The 802-nt window shown below is 67.2% G+C and carries 2 protein-coding genes; both read right to left on the bottom strand.

The features are described from left to right. On the bottom strand, positions 1-294 hold a 294-nt coding region (locus FVA95_RS29075), incomplete at its 3' end, for a transposase (RefSeq protein WP_193564365.1). Between the two features lie 338 nt (positions 295-632). Then, positions 633-802 (bottom strand): integrase core domain-containing protein (locus tag FVA95_RS29070; protein WP_149664027.1); only part of this gene is annotated, 170 nt, incomplete at its 5' end.

Genomic DNA, 802 nt, shown 5'->3' with positions numbered 1-802 from the left:
GCGCCGGCGCTCGAGCAGCCAGTCGGGAAAGTAGGAACCGGTGCGGAGTTTGGGGATCGCCAGCTCCACGCTGCCGGCGCGGGTGTCCCAGTCCCGGGCCCGGTAGCCGTTGCGGGAGTTGACCCGCTCGGCGCTGCGTTCCCGATAGCCGGCGCCGCACATCGCGTCGGCCTCGGCCGCCATGAGCGTCTCGGCGAACTGTTTGATCATCGCCCGGAGCAGATCCGGGCTTGCATCAGCGAGCCGGTCGTTCACCCAGCCCGCCACATCGTTCACACTGTCTGACGCGGCCATCGAGTCTCCTCCCTCGAGAACTCTAAGCACTCGAAGGATCACGCGGTGGCCGTCTCATATCCCGACGCCACGCCGTTGATCAGCGACGACGTCGTACACCACGTCCCTGGACGCAACCGGAGTGGGGCGCAAGGCTGGACCCCGTGCCCTGCACCCCACTCCCCGGCCTGGCAGGGGTGAACCCGCGCCGCGAGGAGATCACCAGCAGGCCGGGCGCGTGGAGGACAGTCTCAGTTCCAGTCTCGTTCCGGGGTTCCACAGATCAGGTAGCTGCCTAGTTCGCGAAAAGTGGGTCTGAGCTGGGGGAATGCCGGTTGGCCCGGTGACGGGGCGTGTCACTAGGTGTGATGTCCAGGGAGGTTGGTCAGCCTGGTGACTGGTGGCTGGCCGCCGATGGCGGAGTGAGCGCGGTGGTGATTGTAGAAGTGCATCCAGCCGGGTAGGGCGTCGTTGCGTTGGCGGGTCGACTCATAGAGTCGGGCGTAGGCCCAGCCGTCGGCCAGGGTCC

This window comes from Pseudonocardia sp. EV170527-09, from assembly GCF_008369905.1.
Lineage (GTDB): Bacteria > Actinomycetota > Actinomycetes > Mycobacteriales > Pseudonocardiaceae > Pseudonocardia.
Note: the sequence above shows the minus strand (reverse complement) of the source record. Positions and strands in the feature narration are given on the sequence as shown.